Below are 21,399 nucleotides of genomic sequence, written 5' to 3' on the forward strand. Positions count from 1 at the left end.
GATGGTCTAGCGCTCCGGCAGGGCCCAGCGCGCCTTGAGGCGCTCGCCGAAGACGATGCCGCCCCAGGCGGCGGCCAGCCAGAGCGCCATCGACAGCCCCAGATACCCCAATGCCATGGAAGGCCGGCCGGCCTCCCAGAGCCGCAAGGTCTCCAGGCTAAATAGCGAGAAGGTGGTAAAGCCACCGCACACCCCGGCCAGCCAGAAGTGCTGGGCCACCGGCGAGAGCATCCAGCGTCCCGGCACCCGGGCCAGGGTGGCGATCAGCCCCATGACGAAGGCCCCCAGGCCATTGGCCAGCAGGGTCGCCCAGGGGAAGGCCGAGCCCCATAGTGCCAGGGAGAGCCCATAGCGCAGCACGGCCCCCAGGCCACTGCCCAGGCCCGCCGCCAGATAGAGCCGCCACCTCATGGCGTCCCGCCCCAACTCGCCATACCGCTACCCAGGGCATGCCCCAGCACCATGGCGGCGAGCCCCAGCCCCAGGGTCAAGACCAAGTTGAGCCATCCCAGGCCGGGATGGGGCCCACGCAGCAGGGTCAGGCTCTGGTAGGCGAAGGAGGAGACGGTGGTAAAGCTGCCCAGCAGGCCGACGGCCAGCAACGCCCAAAGCGCGCCGCCCGCCACTCCATGGGCCGCGATAACGCCCAACACCAGGGCGCCGCAGAGATTGACCGCCAGGGTCCCCCAGGGAAAGTCGCTGGGGGTACGACGCCCCACCCATTGACTCAGCCAGACGCGCCCCACCCCACCCAGGACGCCTCCCAGCGCCACCAGCACGATGCCCTGCCCGACTCCCATCTTGGCTCTCCCCTCCCTCGCGGTGGCCTCATGCTACCCGGGCCGCCATGGCAAGCGCCACCCGCAGGGGCGGCGAAGGAGCCCACTGGTTTTTCAGGAGGCCGGATATGGGATCGAGCATGGCCGCTCCGGATAAACCGTTAGCCATCACATGGCTTGTGCCCTCGGGGCCGGCACGCCAAGATAGGCGGACGCTCGTCCCGGCGAGCCCTACCGCCCCACCCACGCTTATACACGGAGGCAAGCGTGCCGAATATGCGTCGAGTGGGCCTACTGGCCTGGCTGATGGTCGTGCTGATGACCCTCGGCCTGCCGGCACTGGCCCAGCAAGAGCCCCCTACTCCCTATGCCACCCTGGCCGATCTGCTGGAAAATGAGCAGAGTCGCGCCGAACTGATCACTCGACTACGCGAACTGGCCAACGGCGAGACCACCGCGGCCACCGCCGAGGCCTCAGCCACGGCCGCCGAGCCCAGCCTGGCCCGGCGCGTCGCCGAGACCACCAGCCAGATCGCCGGCGACCTGGGCAATCAGTTCGGTCAGGTGGTGGAGACGCTGAGCGACCTCGCCACCGGCCAGCCCGATACCCCCGTCGATGTGGGGGCGGTGCTTTCCGCCACCCTTAACCTGGTGCTGGTGATCATCGCCACCCTGGTACTCTTCTTCGCCTTCCGGCGGCTGGCCCGGGGCGGCTTTACCCGCCTCGGCCAGTGGTCCCTGGCGAGCGGCGGACCGCCCCCGGTGCTGCGCCTGCTGACGGCCGTGGCCATCGCGGCGACCCTCGACGTGCTGGTGGTGGCCCTGGCCTACCTGGGCGGCAACCTGATCGCCACCTTCCTGATCGGCGAGGCCGGCGAGCTCTCCACCCGGGCCTCGCTGTTCCTCAACGCCTTCCTGGTGATCGAGCTGCTCAAGGCGGCCCTGCGCATGCTCTTCGCCTCCCACTACGAGGGGTTGCGCCTGCTGCCGATCTCCGCCGCCGAGGCTTCCTACTGGAATCGCTGGATCGCCCGGCTGATCGGCCTGGCCGGCTATGGCCTGCTGGTGGCGGTGCCCCTGATCAATGTCTACCTGGCGCCGGCCCTGGGCCAGGCCGCCGGCACCCTGATCATGCTGGGGGCCTTCATCTATGCGGTGACGGTGGTGCTCAAGAACCGCCCCAAGCTGCGCCATGCCCTCGAGGCGGCCGCCGAGAAAACCAGCTTTACCGCGACCCGGATCTCCCTGAGCCTGTTCGCCCGCACCTGGCATATCCTGGCGATCCTCTACTTCCTGGTGGTGCTGCTGCTGACCCTGCTGCGCCCCGAGGACGCCCTGCCCTTCGTGCTGATCGCCACCCTCAAGACCCTGGTGGTCGCGGGGTTCGGCATGCTGCTCTCCAGCCTGCTGACCCAGACCATCGGCCGCCATATCACCCTTTCGGAGGAGCTGCGTCATAAGCTGCCGCTGCTGGAGACGCGCCTCAATGCCTATGTGCCCAACGCCCTGCGGGCGATCCGCGCGGTGATCCTGGTCGCCGTGATCCTGCTGGTGCTGAATGCCTGGGGCGCCTTCGACCTGGCCGCCTGGTACGCCTCCGAGGCGGGCCGCGGCCTGGTCGGCAAGCTGGTCAGCGTGGCGGTGATCCTCACCGTGGCGGCCGGCGTCTGGCTGGCCCTGGCCAGCCTGATCGAGCATCGCCTCAACCCGGAAACCGGCGGCGGCGAGCCCTCGGCCCGCGCCAAGACTCTGCTGGCCCTGTTCCGCAACGCCCTGGCCATCGCCCTGATCACCATCACCGTGATGATCGTGCTGGCCGAGATCGGTATCAATATCGGCCCGCTGATCGCCGGCGCCGGGGTGCTGGGCCTGGCCATCGGCTTCGGTGCCCAGAAACTGGTGCAGGACATCATCACCGGCATCTTCATCCAGGTGGAAAATGCCATGAACACCGGCGACGTGGTCACGGTGGGCGGCATCACCGGTACCGCCGAACGCCTGAGCATCCGCTCGGTGGGCATCCGTGACCTCAACGGCACCTACCACCTGATCCCCTTCTCCAGCGTGGACACCGTATCGAACTATATGCGCGAGTTCGGCTATCACGTGGGCGAGTACGGCATCGCCTATCGCGAGAGCATCGACGAGGCCATCATCGCCCTGCGCGAGGCCTTCGACGAGCTGGCCAGCAGCGAGGAGCACCGCATGGATATCCTCGCCCCGCTGGAAGTGGCCGGTGTCACCGCCCTGGCCGACAGCTCGGTGAATATCCGCGTGCGCATCAAGGCCACGCCGGGCAATCAGTGGGCCGTGGGACGCGCCTATAACCGCCTGGTGAAACTGCACTTCGACGCCAAGGGCATCGAGATCCCCTTCCCGCACACCACCCTCTACTTCGGGGTGGGCAAGGAGGGCGAGGCCCCGCCGGCCAACCTGCGCCTGATGAAGCAGCCCTTCGATATCGACGGTCGCCCCGGCGGCCAGGCTGCTGCCGGCCCGGACCAGCACTTCGAGGAGGATCCTCGCGCCAGGCCCAACTCCACGGAGCATGACTAGCGAGGCGAATCACGCTAGGCCTGGAACGCACGGGGGCGGCTCATAAGAGCCGCCCCCGTGCGTTTACGTATCGACCGCGTTGTCAGTGGGTGGTCACCAGCATCACCACGCTGAGCGCCGCCGAGACCCACATGGCCGGCTTGATCTCCTCCAGGCGGCCGGTGGCCAGCTTGATCAGCACGAAGCTGAGGAAGCCGAAGGCGATGCCCAGGGTAATGGAGTAGGTGAGCGGCATCAGGATGATCGCCAGGAAGGCGGGGAAGGCCTGGTCATAGCGGGTCCAGTCGATCTTGGTAATCGGCGCCAGCATAAAGAGGCCCACCAGCACCAGGGCCGGGGCGGTGGCGATGCCCGGCACCAGGGAGAGCAGCGGCGAGAGGAACAGGAAGGGCAGGAACAGCAGGGCGATGGTCACCGCCACCAGGCCGGTGCGTCCGCCCTGGGCGACGCCGGCACCGGACTCGATAAAGGTCTGGGCGGCGCTGGTGCCCAGCGGCGCGGCGATCATCGAGGCGAAGGCATCCACGGTCATGGAACGCTTGAGGTTGCGCGGATTGCCATCCTTGTCCTTGAGATCGGCGGACTCGGAGAGCGCCATGAAGCAGGAGAGCGCATCGAAGAAGTTGGTGAACAGCATCACGAAGATAAACGGCAGGTAGGCCACCTTCAGGGCGCCCAGGATATCCACCTGCATCACCGCGCTGAAGTCGGGCCAGGCGGCCAGGCCGGCCCACTGCACGACCACCTCTTCACCCCACAGCCGCCCCATGGGCAGCGCCAGCAGGGTGGTCACGGCGATGCCCAGGATCAGGGCGCCGCTCATGCGCAGGATCACCAGGATCACGGTGGCCATCATGCCCAGGAAGAAGGTGATCAACATGGGATCCATGTTGCCCAGGGAGACCAGGGTCGCGGGGTTGGAGACGATGAAGCCGGCGTTCTTGAAGCCGATAAAGGTGATAAAGAGCCCGATACCGCAGGTAATGGCATAGCGCAGCGAAGCGGGAATCGCCTCGATGATCGCCTTGCGCACATTGAATACCGCCAGCAGGGCGAACAACACCCCGGACCAGAAGACGCAGCCCAGGGCCACCTCCCAGGAGAGGCCGGCGCCATGCACCAGGGTGTAGGTGAACAGCGCGTTCATGCCCATGCCCGGGGCCACCAGGATGGGATTGCGGGCATAGAGGCCCATGGCCAGGCTGCTCATGAAACTGATCAACACGGTGGCGGAGAGGGCCGCCGAGAAGGGAATACCGGCGTCACTGAGGATCGCCGGATTGACCACGATGATATACATGGACGCCAGGAAGGTGGCGATGCCGGCGAGGATCTCGGTGCGCAGCGTGGAGCCACGCCGAGTCACGCCGAAGTAGGTATCCAGCCAGGGGGCCGAGGCAGCGGCCGGGGAGGCCCCTTCGGTGGGCGCCTCGTCACGGACGGTGGAGCTCTGAGTCATTGTCATGGCCTCTTTGTTCTTGGGATGGCAGAGGAACTGACCAATCGGTCAACACGACCAGCCTAGCCAGTGTTGACCAAGCGGACAAGTCGACATCCTGATAGGGGCTATTTGTCATTGCCATATCGAGCGCCGATACCGACCGCCTGCCAGGGTGGCGAGGCAGAAAAAAGGTTCATCGCAGACTGGCGTGAATACCATGGTGGGACCGCGGCTAAAGCCTTCTCACTATTGTCCTTTCTGGGTCTCCTTCAAACATACAAGCCTGCTTCAGCAGGCGATGGGGAAGCGGGTGTAAATCAGCCGAGCCGGCCAAAATCGCCGGCTAAAGCCAGCTCCCACAACAGCAAGCCGGAGATCTGCCATGTCGTGGCTTCACGCTGTTCTGCGAATAACCATAAAAAAGGGCGCCCGCAGGCGCCCAGGAGAGCAAAGCGAATAGAGTGGGATCAGTCGTCCCGGTCGCTGGGCTGCGGCAGCGCCGGCAGCGACCTGTCAAGCAGCTCGACGCTCTGGCGGTAATAGAGCTGGCTCTTGTTATGCTCGCCCAGGTTGGCATAGAGCCGGGCCAGCTCGGCACAGACCACGCCGCTGGGGCGCTGGCGCTGGCTCGCCTCGAAATACTCCTGGGCCTTGCCCCAGTAGGCGTTACGCAGCGACAGGCGGCCCAGGGTCAGCAGCAGGTCCGGGTCATTGGGGCGCTCCTGCAGCCACTTCTCGGCATACACCAGTTGGCGGGCCGGATCGACGCTGAGCAGGCCGTAGCGCAACACCAGGCGCGGATCCCAGCAGACCTTGAGGGAGTGGCGCAGCAGGCGCTCGGCGATGCCCTCCTGCTTGCCGCGCACCAGCGCCTCGGCATAGAGCACCACCAGATCCACGTCGCCGCGCAGGCCGTCCGGCATATCGGCCCAGAGGTTGCGCACCCGCTCCACGTCCTCGGGGTGGCGGGCGGCCTGGGACAACAGTTCCCGGTAGGCGCGCTTCTCGAGCTCGTGACGCTCCTCATCGGCGATCAGCTGCTGGGCCGCGAGGCGCGGCATCAGCCGGCGCAGCCCGTCCCAGTCGCTGACGCTGAGGTAGGCCTGCTTGAGCTGCTTGAGCACCTGGGGATGATTCGGCAGCTGCTTGTCGAGGCGGGTCAGGGTGGCCAGAGCCTCCTCATACTGCTGGCGATCCAGCATCAGTTGGGCCTGCATCATGCCCACCGCGGTATCGGCCCCCTCGGTACTCAGGTGCGCCCGCTTGAGCAGGGTGTCGGCCTGTTCGAAGTTGCCCTGGTAATGGGCCGCCAGCGCCGCCGACAGGTAGTTGACCAGGGGCGTACTCGAGTCCTCGGCGGCCTTGACCAGCGACTTCTCGGCCTTCTTCCAGCGCCCCTCGGCCAGGGCCACCAGGCCGCGCACGGTGCGCTTCATGGCGTTACGGTTGCGAGTGCGGCTATTCCATAACTTGAGGCGGCTCACCGGACGCCGCAGCCGCACCAGGACGCGCAGCGCGAAGTGCAGCACCAGGAAGGCCGCCAGCAGCAGTACCAGGCCGAACCAGAAGGAGGTCTGCACCGAGGTGTCGCCGACCCGGATCAGCCAGTAGCCCGGAAAGGACTGCATCAGCTGACCGAAGAGGGCGCCGAGCGCCAGGCCGACGACGATAAGCAGGATCAGCTTTCTCATGACTCATCCGCCTCCCCGGCACCGCCGAAGCGGCTATCGATGAAACGGCTCAGGGCCTGCTGGGAAGCGCTGATATCGGGAAGCTCGGGGCGAACCTCCCGCTCACGCAGCTCCGCCAGCCGCGTCAGGGTCGATTGAACGCCCTCGCGATCGGTGGCGTAGTAGCCCTCCACCAGGGCGATCGCCTCGTCGAGGCTGGCCCGATAGAGGGCCTCCTCCTCCTTGAGCAGGGCCAGTTGGGCCTGTTCGATCAGCAGCCGCACGTTCTGGCGCAGGTAGGCCTCCTGATCGGGGGCGATCAGGGCCTCCAGGGCCTCGTCATGCTGGCGCACCGTCACCAGGGAGCTCAACTCGCCGGCGAAGCGCCCCAGTTGCTCGCGCCAGCCACCGCTGGGCGCCTCGCTATTGCCGATCTCCAGCGCCAGCTCTTCCACGTCCTGGGAGAGCGGCAGGGTCGCCAATTGCTGCTGCTGGGCATCCAGCGCCAGGTAGAGCCCGGTGCGATCGACCCTCGGCACCGCCTCCAGGGCGGCCAGCTCGCTGGCCAGGGCGCGCCGCACCGGCAACAGGGCCGGGTTGTCGGCCTCGTTCAGGCGCGCATCGGCGGTGCGCAGCAGGGCCGCGGCGCCCTCCGGGTCACGCTCCAGTTGCACTCGCTGATTGGCCAGGCGCAGCAGATAGGCCGCCTCGGCGTGCAGCCACTCCCGCTCGTCGGCGCTCTGCTCCCGGGCCAGTTCCGCCAGCACCCGATCCAGGGCCTCGTTCACCTCGCCACGGTAGGCCTCGAACTCGCCTTCCAGGGTCGCCACCTCGCCGGTCAGGGCGGCACGGTTGTCCTCGGCCTGCTCGCTCAGCCGCGCCTCCAGGCCTCCCAGGGAGCGCAGTTCGGCCAGCTCCGTCTCGGCGGCGGCCAGGCGCTCGCGCTGCTCGTTCAGGGCCTGCCAGCCCATCCAACCCAGCCATAGGCCGACCAGCGCCAGCAACACCACCAGCACCAGGGCCACCGGGCCGGTCTTGCCACCGCTCCCCTGAGAGGCGCCGGGAGGCGTGCCGCCCTGACCGCCTCCGGAAGCCTTGCCGGAAGCGGCCTTACCGGTGCCGCCCTTACCGGTGCCGCCCTTGGCGGCGCCGGGCTTGGCCGGTGTCGACTTGCCGGGTGCCCCACCACCGGACGCCGCGGCGCCGGAAGTCGGCGTGTCGCTGGCCTTGTCCGCCGTCGACGATTCGGCCGCCTTGGCGGCCTGCCCCTGGGCGGCGCCACCGGCCCGGGATTGACTCCCCTGGCCGCCGCGCCGCCGTCGCCCACCACTGCGCCCCTTGCCTGACTCCGCCTGGGAGGCCTCGCCCGCCTGGTCGTCGGCATCTTGGGAGGCGGCGCCGGGCGCCGGCCGTTCGTCCTGATCGTGTGGTTGCTTGCTCATCTATCGCTAGCCCTTGTCGAGATCGTCATGATCGGGTTCGGCGCCATCCAGGTTGCAGGCCCCGGCCACGGCGGCCGCCAAGGCGGCCGGGGTGGCTCCCGTAGCCGTATGAAGCTTGGTGAACCCCAGGCTACCGGCCAGTGTAGCCAGGCGGGGGCTCGAAACGATTAGCGGCTGGTTCAACGCCGCCTCGCCGCACCAGGGGGCGAGATGCTCGAGCAGCTCGCCACTGGTGACCACCAGGGCCCGGTACTCCCCCCGGGCCAGCCAGACCGCCGCTTCGGGCGCGGGCGGCAGGCACTGTCGTCGATAGAGTGCCAGACGCGTGACCCGGGCGCCACGGGCACCCAGCGTCTCGGCCAGCAGGGGACGCCCCCCCTCACCGGCCACCAACAGCACCTTCTGCTCGCTCAACGAGCGCAACCCGGCCAGGGTCAGCAGCGCCTCGCTGGTATCGCCCTGCCCCGGCGGCGGCACCCGTACCCGCACCCCCAGGTGCCGGTGCAGTCGTTCGGCGGTGGCGGCGCCCACCGCATAAAAGCGTGGCCCCAGCGGCAGCTGGGGCCAGTAGCGATCGAGGGCCTCTGCCAGGCAGTCGGCGGCGAAGGGGCTGACCACGATCACATGCCGATACGCATCGAAGTCGAGCCAGGCGCTGCGCTGCGCCTGAGTTTCCGGCAGGGCCTCCAGGCGCATCACCTCCAGGGCGACGCTCTCCGCCCCGAGGGCGTCCAGGGCCTCTCGCAGGGGCCGGGCCCGCTCTCCCGGCCGAGTGATCAGCACCCGCGATGCCTGACTCATCAGGCGTCGCCGTAGACCTCGGCGAGGATCTCGCCGGCGCCCTGGGCGAGCAGGTCCTCGGCGACCCGGATGCCCAGGGTCTCCGGTTCGAAGGCGGAGCCACGGCCCTCGGCACGCAGCACCCGGGTACCGTCGGGGCTGCCCACCAGGGCCCGCAGCCAGAGGGTACGACCATCGTCCTCGAGGACCGCATGGCCGCCGATGGGCACCTGACAGCCCCCCTCCAGGCGGGTGTTCATGGCGCGCTCGGCGCGCACCCGAGTGGCGGTCTCGGCATCGTCCAGGGGCGCCAGCAGCGCCACCAGATCGGCATCATGGGTCCGGCACTCGATGCCCAGGGCCCCCTGGCCGCAGGCCGGCAGGCACACCTCGGGGGGCAGCTCCATGGCGATGCGCTCGCCCAGGCCCAGGCGGCGCAGCCCGGAGGTGGCGAGGATGATGGCATCGAAGTCGCCGGCGTCCAGCTTGCCCAATCGGGTCTGCACATTGCCCCGCAGGTTGAGAATCTCCAGGTCGGGACGTGCCTCCTTCATCTGCAGGCCGCGACGCAGGCTGGAGGTGCCGATGCGTGCCCCCTCGGGCAGCTCGTCGAGGCTGGCGTACCGGTTGGAGACGAAGGCGTCGGTGGGTTCGGCGCCCTCGAGGATCACCGACAGCCCCAGCCCTTCGGGAAACTGCATGGGCACGTCCTTCATGGAGTGCACGGCGATATCGGCCCGCCCATCCAGCATCGCCTCTTCCAGCTCCTTGACGAAGAGCCCCTTGCCGCCGACCTTGGCCAGGGGCGCATCGAGGATCTGGTCGCCGCGGGTGGACATGGCCACCAGCTCCACCTCGAGGCCGGGATGAATCGCCTGGAGGCGGTCGCGGACATGCTCGGCCTGCCACAGGGCCAGCAGGCTCTTGCGGGTGGCGATGCGCAGGGTAGTGATGGCGGACACGTGGATCTCCCGTCGCTGGGGCCTGCGGCTGGCAGGCGTTCCCATGAATCGTTGGCACGGGGGCGAGCCCCGCTTTTATTACTCCATCATAAAGCAGTCGCCAGATAAGGAAAAACGCCCCCGGCGTCGTGCCTACGGCGAGCGACGCTGGCATGGCCTGCCCCGTCGACTCTGGTACACTGCCAGGCAATACCTTGTCAGCCAACTTGCAGGATTTTTCCTCCGATGACGAAGTCGACCAACCAGTCCTGGGGCGGCCGTTTCAGCGAGCCCACCGATGCCTTCGTCGAACGCTTCACCGCCTCGGTGGACTTCGACCAACGCCTGGCCCACCACGATATCCAGGGCTCCATCGCCCATGCCACCATGCTGGCCCGGGTCGGCGTGCTGACCGATGCCGAGCGCGACGCCATCGTCGCCGGCCTGGACGAGATCGACGACGAGATTCGTCGCGGCGAATTCCCCTGGTCGGTGAAGCTCGAAGACGTGCATATGAATATCGAGGCACGCCTGACCGACAAGATCGGCATCACCGGCAAGAAACTGCATACCGGCCGTTCCCGTAACGACCAGGTGGCCACCGATATCCGCCTCTTCCTGCGCGACGAGATCGATATCGTCGCCGCCGAGCTGGCCCGCCTGCGCGAGGGCCTGATCGAGCTGGCCGACCGCGAGGCCGAGACCATCATGCCCGGCTTCACCCACCTGCAGACCGCCCAGCCGGTGACCTTCGGCCACCACCTGCTGGCCTGGCAGGAGATGCTGGCCCGGGACCACGAGCGCCTGCTCGACTGCCGCAAGCGGGTCAATGTGATGCCCCTGGGCGCGGCGGCACTCGCCGGCACCACCTACCCCATCGATCGCCACGTCACCGCCGAGCTGCTGGGCTTCGAGCGCCCGGCGGAGAACAGCCTCGACGCGGTCAGCGATCGCGACTTCGCCATCGAATTCACCAGCTTCGCCAGCCTGCTGCTGATGCATATGTCGCGGATGAGCGAGGAACTGGTGCTGTGGACCAGCGCCCAGTTCGATTTCATCGACCTGCCCGACCGCTTCTGCACCGGCTCCTCGATCATGCCGCAGAAGAAGAACCCGGACGTGCCGGAGCTGGTGCGCGGCAAGTCGGGCCGCGTCTATGGTCACCTGATGGGCCTGCTGACCCTGATGAAGTCCCAGCCGCTGGCCTACAACAAGGACAATCAGGAAGACAAGGAGCCGCTGTTCGACACCCTGGACACCGTCAAGGACTGCCTCAAGGCCTTCGCCGACATGGTGCCGGCCATCGAGGCCAAGGCCGACAGCATGCGTGAGGCGGCCCGCAAGGGCTTCTCCACCGCCACCGACCTGGCGGACTACCTGGTGCGCAAGGGCGTGGCCTTCCGCGACGCTCACGAGATCGTCGGCGAGTCGGTGGCCTTCGGCATCCGCGAGACCAAGGACCTCTCCGAGATGACCCTCGACGAGCTGCGCCAGTTCTCCGAGGTGATCGAGGCCGATGTCTTCGAGGTACTGACCCTGGAAGGCTCGGTGGCGGCCCGTAACCATATCGGCGGCACCGCCCCCGATCAGGTCCGCGCCGCGGCCAGCCGGGCCCGCGACGCCCTGAAGGCGCTGCGCTGATGGCCCGGCTGGCCCTGGGGCTCCTGCTGCTGATGCTGCTGACCGCCTGCGGCCAGCAGGGCCCGCTGTACCTGCCGGAGACGCCGCCCCCCGAGGCGGCGACCCCCACCGACGACGAGGCCTAAGATGGATCATTTCGAATATCGCGACGGCGCCCTCTATGCCGAAGAGGTGCCCCTGGCGGAGATCGCCGAGCGCTTCGGCACCCCCTGCTATGTCTATTCCCGGGCCACCCTGGAGCGTCACTTCCGCGCCTACACCGAGGCGCTGGGCAGCCACCCCCACCTGATCTGCTATGCGGTCAAGGCCAACTCCAACCTCGCGGTGCTGGGCCTGCTGGCGCGCCTCGGCGCCGGCTTCGATATCGTTTCGGAGGGCGAGCTGGAGCGGGTGCTGGCCGCCGGCGGCGACCCGGCCAAGGTGGTCTTCTCCGGGGTCGCCAAGCAGGAGGCGGAGATGGCCCGTGCCCTGGAGGCGGGCATCAAGTGCTTCAACGTCGAATCGCGCCCGGAGCTCGAGCGCCTCGACGCCGTGGCCGGGCGCCTCGGCAAGGTGGCGCCGGTCTCGCTGCGGGTCAATCCCGACGTGGATGCCGGCACCCACCCCTATATCTCCACCGGCCTCAAGGACAACAAGTTCGGCATCCCGGTGGACGAGGCCCTGGGCGTCTACGAGCTCGCCGCGCGCCTGCCGAATATCCGCATCAGCGGCCTGGATTGCCATATCGGCTCCCAGCTCACCGAGCTCTCGCCCTTCCTGGACGCCCTGGATCGCCTGCTGGTGCTGCTCGAGCGGCTGCGCGAGGCGGGCATCGAGATCGCCCACCTGGATCTCGGCGGCGGCCTCGGCGTGCCCTACCAGGACGAGCGCCCGCCGGCGCCCTTCGACTACGCCCGCGCCCTGCTCGAGCGCCTGGCCGCCTGGCCCGGCGGCGAGCGCCTGACCCTGCTGTTCGAGCCGGGCCGTTCCATCGCCGCCAATGCCGGGGTGCTGTTGACCCGGGTCGAGTACCTCAAGCCCGGCGAGACCAAGAACTTCGCCATCGTCGACGCCGGCATGAACGACCTGATCCGCCCCTCCCTCTACCAGGCCTGGCAACGCATCCTGCCGGTGGATACCCGGGCGCCCCGGGAGAGCGCCACCTATGACGTGGTGGGCCCGGTGTGCGAGACCGGCGACTTCCTCGGCAAGGATCGCGAACTGGCCATCGCCGCGGGCGACCTGCTGGCGGTGCGCTCCGCCGGGGCCTACGGCTTCGTGATGGCCTCCACCTACAACAGCCGCCCGCGTCCCGCCGAGGTGATGGTGGATGGCGACCGGGCCCACCTGGTGCGCCGCCGCGAGCGCCTGGAGGCGCTGTGGGAAGGCGAGGCCCTGCTGCCGGAGGCCGCGGACTGATGCTGCTGCACTTCACCAAGATGCATGGCCTGGGCAACGACTTCATGGTGGTCGACCTGGTCACCCAACGGGCGCGGCTGCGCGACGAGCAGATCCGCCAGCTCGCCGATCGTCACTTCGGCATCGGCTTCGATCAGCTGCTGATCGTCGAGCCACCCCGGGACCCGGACCTGGACTTCCGCTACCGCATCTTCAACGCCGACGGCAGCGAGGTGGAGAACTGCGGCAACGGGGCGCGCTGCTTCGCCCGCTTCGTGCGCGACCAGCGCCTGACCCACAAGCACGAGATCCGCGTCGAGACCGCCGGCGGCCCCCTGACCCTGGTGATCCAGGAGGACGGCCGGGTCAGCGTCGATATGGGGGCGCCGCGTTTCGCCCCCGAGTCGCTGCCCTTCGAGGCCGCCCAGGACCTGCCGCGTCACGCCCTGGAGGTCGACGGCGAGCGCCTCGAGATCGGCGTGGTCTCCATGGGCAACCCCCATGCGGTGCTGCGTGTCGATGACGTGGACAGCGCCCCGGTGGCCCGGCTGGGCCCGGCCATCGAGTCCCACCCGCGCTTCCCCAAGCGGGTCAACGCCGGCTTTATGCAGGTGGTCTCGCCCCACGAGATTCGCCTGCGGGTCTACGAGCGGGGCAGCGGCGAGACCCTGGCCTGCGGCACCGGCGCCTGCGCCGCGGTGGCCAGCGGCATCCGCCAGGGGCTGCTGGAGAGCCCGGTGAAGGTGCACCTGCCCGGCGGCGAGCTGACCATCGAGTGGGCCGGCGACGGCGCCCCCCTGACCATGACCGGCCCCGCGGAGCGGGTCTTCGAGGGCCGGGTCCCCCTGAACTGAACCTCACGACCACGACGAGGAATTACCCCATGACGCGAGCCCAGGCCCCCGAGCCCCGCCAGACCCTCGACCCGGAACGGGTCGCCCACTGGCTGGCCCGTCATCCCGACTTCTTCGTCGGCCGCGAGGGGTTGCTGCAGCAACTCAAGGTGCCCCATCCGGAGGGGCGCGGCGCCATCTCGCTGCTGGAGCGCCTGGTTCATGACCTGCGCGAGCGGGCCGAGACCGCCGAATGGCGCCTGGAGCAGCTGCTCGACTCGGCCCGCCATAACGAGGGCCAGTATCGCCGCACCCGCGGCCTGGTACTGGCCCTGCTGGAAGCCGAGGACGGCGATGCCCTGGGTCAGACCCTGGCCACCCAGCTCGCCGAGCAGTTCCAGACCAGCGCCGTGGCCCTGTGGTGTCCGGCCAGCCTCACCGACCGGGAACCGCACCCGCCCCAGGCGCCCCGCCAGGTGCTGGACGACACCGCCGGCCAGCGCCTGGGCGCCCTGCTGGAGGGCCGCAACAGCCGCTGCTCCCGGCTCTCCGCCACCGACTGGAAGCTGCTGCTGCCCCACGCCAAGGCGCCGGCCCAGGCCGGCTCCTGCGTCATCACCCGGCTGACCCTGGGCGAGCCGCTGGGCTACCTGGTGCTGGCCAGCCACGACACCGAGCACTTCCGCGCCAGCCTCGACACCCTCTTCACCGAGTACCTCGGCGAGGTGGTGGCGCGGCTGCTGGTGCATCACGGGAGGATCGGGGATGCCTCCCGCTGAGGCCCTCGCCGACGCCCTCGAGGCCTTCCTCGGCGCCCTGGCGCGGGAGGCGAGCCCGGCCACCCTGGCCGCCTATCGCCGCGACCTGAGCGCCTTCCTGGCCTTCGCCGAGGCTTCCGGGCTCGCCGACTGGAGCGAGCTCGACGCCGCCCTGGTGCGACGCTTCCTGGGCCAGGAGCGGGCCCGGGGCCTGGCGCCGCGCAGCCTGGCCCGGCGCCGCGCCGCCCTGTCGCGCTTCGCGGCGTACCTGGTGGAGGGCGGCCGCCTCGATCACGACCCGGTGCGCCTCTCCCAGGCGCCCCGCCAGCCCCGCCACCTGCCCAAGCCGGTGGACGTGGACCAGTTGGCGCGCTTCCTCGACGCCCCCCATGACGATTCGCCCCTGGCGCGCCGCGACCAGGCCATGCTGGAGCTCTTCTACTCCTGCGGCCTGCGCCTGGCGGAGCTGGCCGGCCTCGACCTGCACGACCTCCAGCCACGCCGCCTGCGGGTGCTGGGCAAGGGCGCCAAGCCGCGGCAACTGCCCATCGGCCGGCGGGCCCGCCAGGCCCTGGACGCCTGGCTGCTGGTACGCGGCCAGCTGGCCGGCGAGCAGGAAGCGGCGCTGTTCGTCGGCCGGCGGGGCAGCCGCCTGGGCCATCGCGCCATCCAGCTACGCCTGGCCAAGCTGGCCCGGGAGCGCGGCCTCGCCGAGCACCTGCACCCCCACCGCCTGCGTCACTCCTTCGCCAGCCACCTGCTGGAGTCGAGCCAGGACCTGCGCGCGGTGCAGGAGCTGCTGGGGCATGCCAACCTGAGCACCACCCAGGTCTATACCCGCCTCGACTGGCAGCACCTGGCCGCCAGCTACGATGCCGCCCACCCACGCGCACGCCGCCGCCCCGAGGGCGGCCAGGATGACCCATGACGCGCCTCGATACCCTGACCTTCGATCTGGACGACACCCTGTGGGACAACGGCCCGGTGATGGAGCACGCCGAGCAGGGCCACTACCACTGGCTGGACAACGCCCTGAGCACCTGGCTGGAGGCCCGGCTGGCCGAGCTGGGCCGCTACGGCGAGCGCTTCCCGCTGCCCACCTACGTGCAGCACCGTGGCGAGGTGGCGCGGCGCTTCCCGCTGCGCCGCGGCGACTTCACCTGGGTCCGCCGGCGCAGCCTCTATGAACTGCTGGAGGCCTATGGCCTCGCCTCACAGGAGGCGGAGATGTGGGCCACCGCCGCCATGGAGCGCTTCCTGGAGCTGCGTCACCGCCTCGATCCCTACCCGGAGGTGGACGCCCTGCTGGAGGGGCTGGCGGGGGACTACCGCCTGGCCACGATCACCAATGGCAACGTGGACCTCAATCGGCTGCCCCTGGTGCGCCACTTCCCGGTGTCGATCATCGCCGGCGAGCTGCTCGCCCCCAAGCCCGATGCGCGGCCCTTCCTGGCCGCCCTGGCACGACTCAACAGCGCGCCGTCGCGGGCCCTGCACGTGGGGGACTCCTGGAAGGAGGACGTGCTACCGGCCCGGCGCCTGGGCATGCGGGTGGCCTGGATCGATCGTCACGACCAGGCGGCGGGCGAGGCGCTGCCGGAGGGCATCCATCGCCTCAGCCATGTCCGCGAGCTGCCGGCGTTGCTGGCGCGCCTTCAGCAACGGGACTGACGTCCCGGGGCGCCGCAAGCCTACGGGGTGACCGACGCGGCCAGCCAAGCATCCAGCCGCGCCCGGGCCTCCTCGACGCCCTCGCGCTTGAGGGCCGAGAAGAGCTGCACGCTGACCAGGTCCTCCCACTCCTGCAGGCGCTGGCGCACCTGCAGCAGGGCCGCCTTGGCGGCGCCGCTCTTCAGCTTGTCGGCCTTGGTCAGCAGGATATGTACCGGCATCGACTGCTCGTCGGCCCAGCCCAGCATCATCTGGTCGAACTCGGTGAGCGGGTGACGCACGTCCATCACCAGCACCAGGCCGGCCAGGCAGGCCCGTCCGCGCAGGTACTCGCCCAGGTGGCGCTGCCACTCCAGCTTGACCTTCTCCGGCACCTTGGCGAAGCCATAGCCGGGCAGGTCCACCAGGCGCCGCCCGGTCTCCTCCCCCAGGGAGAAGAAGTTGATCAACTGGGTGCGCCCGGGGGTCTTGGAGGTCCGCGCCAGGGCCTTCTGCTGGGTCAGGGTATTGATCGCGCTGGACTTGCCGGCGTTGGAGCGGCCGGCGAAGGCCACCTCGCGCCCCTCGTCCGGCGGGCACTGGGCCAGGGTCGGCGCACTGGTAAGGAAGCGGGCGGTCTGGTAGTTGAGAGACGGCATGGATGGGATCCTGGCGAAAGTTCGGCTTAGGTGGCAGGTCGGGCAGATTCACCTCACCCTGGCGAGTCGTTATAATGCCCTGTATTTTTCAGCGACCTGGGGCAGGTTAGTGTACCACCCTGCTCTCGCCGACAACGAACCGCGCCCGATAGAGGCGCAGCATGGACAGCGGGCGGCGCCCAGGATACGTTCCGGTCAACAATCAATGGCATAGTGGATTAGCGATGAGAAAGTTACTGGCAAGCCTGGCCCTGACCATGGGCGCAGTGGGCGTGGCCCACGCCGACCTCCAGGGCGACCCCGCCGCGGGGCGCGAGAAGGCGCAGACCTGCGCCGCCTGTCACGGCCAGGAAGGCATCAGCGCCTCCCCGGCCTTCCCCAACCTGGCCGGCCAGCAGGCCTCCTACCTGGCCAAGCAGATCATGGATATCCGCGACGGCGAGCGCCTGGTACCGCAGATGGCCGGCCAGGTGGACGGCTTCAGTGACCAGGACGCCTGGGACGTGGCGGCCTTCTTCGCCCAGCAGCAGGCCAACCTGGGCCAGGCCGATCCGGACGCCGAGCTGGTGGCCCGTGGCCAGGAACTCTATCGCGCCGGCGACATGGGCAAGGGCATCCCGGCCTGCGCCGCCTGCCACAGCCCCACCGGGGTGGGCATCGGCTCCGCGGCCTATCCGGCCCTGAGCGGTCAGCATCCCGACTATATCGTTTCCACCCTGCAGAATTTCGCCGATGGCGAGCGGGCCAATGATCCCAACGCCATCATGCGCGATATCGCCACCAAGATGAGCGATCGTGACATGGAAGCCGTGGCCAACTATGTGCTGGGCCTTCACTGAGGCCGGCATCGCTTAGCCAGCGCAACGTTCGGGGGCGGCCAACTTGGCCGCCCCCGAACGTTGGGAACCCCGTCGCCCGATCGCGCTCAAAGCCTGCGACCGTCGCCCCGGCAAGGGGCAACGAATCCTGTTACCTTTATCCCTATTCATGCTCCAAGGAGAGTTCACGCATGCTCAAGCCCCTGATGGCGTCCCTGGCGATCTTCGCCCTGGCCGGCCTGGCCCAGGCCCAATCCACCCCCCTGGTGGAGGGCCAACACTACGAACTGCTGCCCAACCCGGTGGAAACGGTGGTGGATGAAGGACAGATCGAAGTCACCGAGGCCTTCTGGTACGGCTGCCCCCACTGCTATCGCCTGCAATCGAGCGTCACCGAGTGGTATCCCACCCTGGAGGACGACGTCAGCGTGGTGCATATGCCCGCCACCATGGGCGGCGACTGGAATACCCATGCCGGCGTCTTCTATGCCGCCGAGTCCCTGGGCATCCTGGACGAGGCCCATGCGGCCATCTTCGACGCCATTCACCAGCAGGGTAAGCGCCTTACCGATACCGACGAGGTGGCCGCCTTCTTCGGTGACTTCGGCGTCGACGAGGCCGAGGCCCGGGAGGCCCTGACCTCCTTCGGCGTGCGTTCCCAGGTCAACCAGGCCCATAGCCGCATGCGTGCCATGCGCCTGATGGGCGTCCCGGCCATGGTGATCGACGGCCGCTACCTGGTCAGCCCCTCCAGCGCCGGCAGCCTGGAAAACATGCCGCTGATCGCCGAGGCACTGATCGACAAGGTCCGTCAGGAACGAGGCGAGTAGGCCCATGACCCAGGCCGAGGCCATGAGACCCTTCCACGCACCAGGTCATCTCCGCCTGCTCACCTTCAATCTGCAGGTGGGCATTCATACCTCGGCCTATCACCACTACCTGACCCGTAGCTGGCAGCACCTGCTGCCCCACCCCAAGCGCCGCGGCCGCCTGGACATGGTCGGCGAGGTGCTGGGGCAGTTCGATATCGTCGGCCTCCAGGAGGTCGACGGTGGAAGCTTCCGCTCCAGCCAGATCAATCAGGTGGAGTACCTGGCACAGCGGGCCGGCTTCCCCCACCATTTCCAGCAGCTCAATCGCAACCTGGGGCGCTTCGCCCAGCACAGCAATGGCCTCTTGTCGCGGCTGTCGCCGGCGCATATCGAGGAGCACCGCCTGCCCGGCACCCTGCCCGGTCGCGGCGCCATCCATGCCCGCTACGGCGAGGGCCCCGATGCCCTGCACCTCTTCGTCGCCCACCTGGCCCTGAGTCACCGCGGCCGCATGCGCCAGCTCGACTACCTCAGCGAGCTGATCACGCCGCTGCGCCATGTGGTGGTGATGGGCGACCTCAACTGCACCCCGGACCAGATCCACGCCCACCCCAACTTCTGTGCGGCCCTGCCCCTGCATCCGGTCAAGCCGCTGCTCAGCTACCCCTCCTGGCAACCCCGCCGGGCCCTGGACCATATCCTGCTATCCGACTCCCTGGTCGCGGAAGAGGTACGCGTCCTGGATCACCTCTTCTCGGATCACCTGCCGGTGGCGGTGGATGTCCATCTTCCAGACGCCTGCCAACTGGCCCTCTACCGGCATATCCAGGCCACCAGGAACTGATACCCCGTTGAGGGTGGTGGGTGACCTCTGGCGTCGAATCGGCGATGATGCCGCCTTCTGCCGGACACTAACGAGACTTTCCCATGACAACGACTCGCGAACCGACGGGCCGCGAACCGGCGTTGCTCGGGTGGATCGAGGGCGTGATCGAGACCCTCGGCCGGGCCATCGCCTGGCTTACCCTGGCGATGATGCTGGTGCAGTTCGTGCTGGTGGTGATGCGCTACGCCCTGGGCATCCACAGCATGGCCATGCAGGAGTCGGTGATGGCCATGCATGCCGTGGTCTTTATGCTGGGGGCCGCCTACACCCTCAAGCATGACGGCCATGTGCGGGTGGATATCTTCTATCGCCGCCTCTCCGCCAAGGGCCGCGCCTGGATCGACCTGGCCGGCACCCTCTTCCTGCTGCTCCCGGTGGTGCTGTTTATCGGCCTCGGCAGCCTCGAGTACGTGGCCAGCAGTTGGGCCATCCTGGAGCGCTCCTCGGATGCCAACCTGCCGGTGACCTACCTGGTCAAGACCCTGATTCCCCTGATGGCCCTGCTGCTGCTGCTCCAGGGCATCGCCCTGCTGATCCGCCAGGTGCTGATCCTGCGCGGCCGCCTGGCGGCCCCGGAACCCGAGCACGAGGAGGTGCTCTAGTGCTCGACTATATGCCGCTCTTCCTGTTCGCCACCATCTGTGTCGTGCTGATGCTGGGCTATCCGGTGGCCCTGTCGCTGGCCGGCACCGCCCTGGCCTTCGCCGGCCTCGGCCTGGGCCTGGAGGCCCTGGGCGTGGCCCTGCACTTCGAGGCCAACTTCCTTTCCGCCATGCCCAACCGGGTCTACGGCATCATGACCAACCAGACCCTGCTGGCGGTGCCGCTCTTCGTGTTGATGGGGGTGCTGCTGGAGAAGTCGCGGGTCGCCGAGACCCTGCTCGACGCCATGGCCCTGGCCTTCGGCGGCCTGCGCGGCGGCCTGGGCATCGCGGTGATCCTGGTCGGCATGCTGCTGGCCGCCTCCACCGGCATCGTCGGCGCCACCGTGGTGACCATGGGCCTGCTGTCGCTGCCGACCATGCTCAAGCGGGGCTACTCGGCCTCGCTCGCCACCGGCACCATCTGCGCCACCGGCACCCTGGGCCAGATCATCCCCCCCTCCATCGCCCTGGTGCTGCTCGGCGACGTGCTCTCCAACGCCTACCAGCAGGCGCAACTGGCCATGGGGGTGTGGAGCCCCAAGACGGTGTCGGTGGGCGACCTCTTCGTCGGCGCCCTGGTCCCCGGGCTGATCCTGGTGGTGGCCTATATCGCCTATGTGGCGATCACCGCCTGGCTCAGGCCACGGCTGGCGCCCCCCGCCGACCGCCAGGCGCTGATGCAGGAGCTCGGTCATCACGGCAGCCTCTGGCCACTGCTGCTCAAGGGGCTGGTGCCACCGGTGGTGCTGATCGTCGCCGTGCTGGGCTCGATCCTCGGCGGCTTCGCCACCCCCACCGAGGCCTCCGCGGTGGGTGCCTTCGGCGCCCTGGTGCTGGCCCTGGCCAAGGGGCGGGTGAGCCTGACCATGCTCAAGGAGGTGGCCCGCACCACCACCCAGGTCACCAGCATGGTGTTCCTGATCCTGATCGGCGCCACCCTCTTCTCCCTGGTATTCCGCGCCTATGGCGGCGAGGAGCTGGTCACCGGGCTGTTCGAGGCGATGCCCGGCGGCGTGGTGGGCGCCATGCTGATCGTGATGCTGGTGATGTTCCTGCTGGGCTTTATCCTCGACTTTATCGAGATCACCTTCGTGGTGGTGCCCATCGTCGGCCCGGTACTGCTGGCCATGGGCATCGACCCCATCTGGCTGGGGGTGATGATCGCCATCAACCTGCAGACCTCCTTCCTCACCCCGCCCTTCGGCTTCGCGCTCTTCTATCTGCGCGGGGTGACCCCGGACTCGGTGCCCACCTCGGCCATTTACCGGGGGGTCATCCCCTTTATCCTGCTGCAGCTGAGTATGCTGCTGGCTCTGGCCGCCTTCCCGGGACTAGCCACCTGGCTGCCCTCCATTCTGTAAGCCTCGGGGCCGGCCACGCCGACCCCGCGCCTGCCAGGCACCGCTGCAAAGCGGTGCCCGCCACTGCCGGGCCATCTACCGGGGGGCATCCCCTTTATCCTGCTGCAGCTGAGTATGCTGCTGGCCCTGGCCGTTTTCCCGGGGCTAGCCACCTGGCTGCCCTCCACTCTGTAAGCCTCGGGGCCGGCCACGCCGACCCCGCGCCTGCCAGGCACCGCTGCAAAGCGGTGCCCGCCACTGCCGGGCCATCTACCGGGGGGCATCCCCTTTATCCTGCTGCAGCTGAGTATGCTGCTGGCTCTGGCCGCCTTCCCGGGGCTAGCCACCTGGCTGCCCTCCATTCTGTAAGCC

The 21,399-nt window shown here is 68.7% G+C and carries 21 protein-coding genes; 13 read left to right on the forward strand and 8 right to left on the reverse strand.

The features are described 5' to 3' along the window. Positions 1-6: 6 nt before the first annotated feature. Complete coding sequence (locus ACZ5EF_RS18580; protein WP_346061083.1) at positions 7-411, reverse strand: fluoride efflux transporter FluC; 405 nt, start codon at positions 409-411, stop codon at positions 7-9. Further along, positions 408-800 carry a fluoride efflux transporter FluC gene (locus tag ACZ5EF_RS18585; protein WP_346061082.1) on the reverse strand — a complete coding sequence of 131 codons (393 nt, stop codon included), beginning with the start codon at positions 798-800 and terminating at the stop codon, positions 408-410. The genes ACZ5EF_RS18580 and ACZ5EF_RS18585 overlap by 4 nt, the downstream gene beginning before the upstream one ends. Before the next feature lie 255 nt (positions 801-1,055). Here ACZ5EF_RS18585 and ybiO point away from each other — a divergent pair, with 255 nt between their 5' ends. Beyond that, positions 1,056-3,335 carry a mechanosensitive channel protein gene (gene ybiO, locus ACZ5EF_RS18590; RefSeq protein WP_346061141.1) on the forward strand — a complete coding sequence of 760 codons (2,280 nt, stop codon included), beginning with the start codon at positions 1,056-1,058 and terminating at the stop codon, positions 3,333-3,335. Positions 3,336-3,417: 82 nt separating this feature from the next. On the opposite strand, the gene ACZ5EF_RS18595 is transcribed toward ybiO, so the two are convergent. The 5 genes from ACZ5EF_RS18595 to hemC all read right to left on the reverse strand — a co-directional run bounded on the left by ACZ5EF_RS18595 (position 3,418) and on the right by hemC (position 9,630). Further along, positions 3,418-4,794: an NCS2 family permease gene (locus ACZ5EF_RS18595; RefSeq protein ID WP_346061081.1), complete on the reverse strand. Its 1,377-nt coding sequence runs from the start codon at positions 4,792-4,794 to the stop codon at positions 3,418-3,420. A 449-nt stretch (positions 4,795-5,243) separates the two neighbouring features. After that, positions 5,244-6,467 carry a heme biosynthesis HemY N-terminal domain-containing protein gene (locus ACZ5EF_RS18600; RefSeq protein WP_346061080.1) on the reverse strand — a complete coding sequence of 408 codons (1,224 nt, stop codon included), beginning with the start codon at positions 6,465-6,467 and terminating at the stop codon, positions 5,244-5,246. Then, on the reverse strand, positions 6,464-7,888 hold the full coding sequence (locus tag ACZ5EF_RS18605; protein ID WP_346061079.1) for a uroporphyrinogen-III C-methyltransferase: 1,425 nt from the start codon (positions 7,886-7,888) through the stop codon (positions 6,464-6,466). Before ACZ5EF_RS18605 ends, ACZ5EF_RS18600 begins: the two co-directional genes overlap by 4 nt. Before the next feature lie 6 nt (positions 7,889-7,894). Next, positions 7,895-8,689 (reverse strand): uroporphyrinogen-III synthase, encoded by a 795-nt coding sequence (locus tag ACZ5EF_RS18610; protein ID WP_346061078.1) that lies wholly within the window; start codon positions 8,687-8,689, stop codon positions 7,895-7,897. Further along, positions 8,689-9,630 carry a hydroxymethylbilane synthase gene (gene hemC, locus ACZ5EF_RS18615; protein ID WP_346061077.1) on the reverse strand — a complete coding sequence of 314 codons (942 nt, stop codon included), beginning with the start codon at positions 9,628-9,630 and terminating at the stop codon, positions 8,689-8,691. Before hemC ends, ACZ5EF_RS18610 begins: the two co-directional genes overlap by 1 nt. A gap of 225 nt (positions 9,631-9,855) precedes the next feature. Here hemC and argH point away from each other — a divergent pair, with 225 nt between their 5' ends. The 7 genes from argH to ACZ5EF_RS18650 are packed head-to-tail and all read left to right on the forward strand — an operon-like array spanning position 9,856 to position 15,889. Further along, positions 9,856-11,250, forward strand: a complete 1,395-nt coding sequence (gene argH / locus ACZ5EF_RS18620) for an argininosuccinate lyase (protein WP_346061076.1) — start codon at positions 9,856-9,858, stop codon at positions 11,248-11,250. Continuing rightward, a complete protein-coding gene (gene lptM / locus ACZ5EF_RS18625) occupies positions 11,250-11,375 on the forward strand; it encodes an LPS translocon maturation chaperone LptM (protein ID WP_346061075.1) in 126 nt (41 codons plus the stop codon). Before argH ends, lptM begins: the two co-directional genes overlap by 1 nt. Position 11,376: 1 nt before the next feature. Next, complete coding sequence (gene lysA / locus ACZ5EF_RS18630) at positions 11,377-12,648, forward strand: diaminopimelate decarboxylase (RefSeq protein WP_346061074.1); 1,272 nt, start codon at positions 11,377-11,379, stop codon at positions 12,646-12,648. Beyond that, the gene (gene dapF, locus ACZ5EF_RS18635; protein WP_346061073.1) at positions 12,648-13,481 is read left to right on the forward strand and encodes a diaminopimelate epimerase; all 834 of its coding nucleotides are present in this window, start codon (positions 12,648-12,650) and stop codon (positions 13,479-13,481) included. The genes lysA and dapF overlap by 1 nt, the downstream gene beginning before the upstream one ends. A gap of 29 nt (positions 13,482-13,510) precedes the next feature. Continuing rightward, positions 13,511-14,239 carry a DUF484 family protein gene (locus tag ACZ5EF_RS18640; protein ID WP_346061072.1) on the forward strand — a complete coding sequence of 243 codons (729 nt, stop codon included), beginning with the start codon at positions 13,511-13,513 and terminating at the stop codon, positions 14,237-14,239. Beyond that, positions 14,226-15,146, forward strand: a complete 921-nt coding sequence (locus tag ACZ5EF_RS18645; RefSeq protein WP_346061071.1) for a tyrosine recombinase XerC — start codon at positions 14,226-14,228, stop codon at positions 15,144-15,146. Before ACZ5EF_RS18640 ends, ACZ5EF_RS18645 begins: the two co-directional genes overlap by 14 nt. Next, positions 15,143-15,889: an HAD family hydrolase gene (locus ACZ5EF_RS18650; protein WP_346061070.1), complete on the forward strand. Its 747-nt coding sequence runs from the start codon at positions 15,143-15,145 to the stop codon at positions 15,887-15,889. Before ACZ5EF_RS18645 ends, ACZ5EF_RS18650 begins: the two co-directional genes overlap by 4 nt. Before the next feature lie 20 nt (positions 15,890-15,909). Here the strand turns inward: ACZ5EF_RS18650 and yihA are convergent, their stop codons facing one another. Beyond that, positions 15,910-16,527, reverse strand: coding sequence for a ribosome biogenesis GTP-binding protein YihA/YsxC (gene yihA, locus ACZ5EF_RS18655; RefSeq protein WP_346061069.1), 618 nt, complete (start codon positions 16,525-16,527; stop codon positions 15,910-15,912). Positions 16,528-16,751: 224 nt separating this feature from the next. On the opposite strand from yihA, the gene ACZ5EF_RS18660 reads away from it, so the two are divergent. The 5 genes from ACZ5EF_RS18660 (at position 16,752) to ACZ5EF_RS18680 (ending at position 21,048) form a co-directional block, all read left to right on the forward strand. Further along, positions 16,752-17,366 (forward strand): c-type cytochrome, encoded by a 615-nt coding sequence (locus ACZ5EF_RS18660; protein WP_346061068.1) that lies wholly within the window; start codon positions 16,752-16,754, stop codon positions 17,364-17,366. 170 nt (positions 17,367-17,536) lie between these two features. Then, a complete protein-coding gene (locus ACZ5EF_RS18665; protein ID WP_346061067.1) occupies positions 17,537-18,175 on the forward strand; it encodes a thiol:disulfide interchange protein DsbA/DsbL in 639 nt (212 codons plus the stop codon). A 4-nt stretch (positions 18,176-18,179) separates the two neighbouring features. Beyond that, positions 18,180-19,001: an endonuclease/exonuclease/phosphatase family protein gene (locus tag ACZ5EF_RS18670; RefSeq protein ID WP_346061066.1), complete on the forward strand. Its 822-nt coding sequence runs from the start codon at positions 18,180-18,182 to the stop codon at positions 18,999-19,001. 83 nt (positions 19,002-19,084) lie between these two features. Further along, the gene (locus ACZ5EF_RS18675) at positions 19,085-19,645 is read left to right on the forward strand and encodes a TRAP transporter small permease subunit (protein WP_346061065.1); all 561 of its coding nucleotides are present in this window, start codon (positions 19,085-19,087) and stop codon (positions 19,643-19,645) included. Continuing rightward, positions 19,645-21,048, forward strand: a complete 1,404-nt coding sequence (locus ACZ5EF_RS18680; protein WP_346061064.1) for a TRAP transporter large permease — start codon at positions 19,645-19,647, stop codon at positions 21,046-21,048. Before ACZ5EF_RS18675 ends, ACZ5EF_RS18680 begins: the two co-directional genes overlap by 1 nt. Positions 21,049-21,399 lie beyond the last annotated feature (351 nt).

The sequence above is a fragment of the Bisbaumannia salifodinae genome (assembly GCF_055388505.1).